General features: G+C 70.0%; 1 protein-coding gene. It reads right to left on the bottom strand.

Features of this window, described 5'->3' with window-relative positions; genetic code table 11:
• Positions 1-317, bottom strand: a 317-nt coding sequence (locus ACZ3HG_RS23280; protein ID WP_465334686.1) for an invasin domain 3-containing protein, incomplete at both ends; no start/stop codon positions are given.

Here is a 317-nt window from a genome sequence, read left to right as displayed (position 1 = left end):
GCATCCACGGTGCCGTCCGCCGGAGCGCCCGGGCTGGCAGGGACGACCGCACTCACCTTCGCGGTGCTGCCGTCCGCTGTGATCGCATAAGCCGCAGAGTCGCTGCCCTGGCTCCAGCCCGGCAGCTTCAGCACGGCCTTCAGGCCCTTGCCCGCTGTGATGGCTGTGTAGCCTGCCGCATAGGTCCCGTCCTGGTTGTCGGTCCAGCGGCCGCTCAGGGTGGCGTTCGCCACCGTCACTGCCTCCGCCGTCAGCAAGGCCGCCTGCCCCGTCACCGGGTTGCCGTTCGCGTCCTTCAGCGTCACCGTCACCGTCAT

The organism is Erwinia sp. PME.40.26/001 (assembly GCF_055556675.1).
Note: the sequence above shows the minus strand (reverse complement) of the source record. Positions and strands in the feature narration are given on the sequence as shown.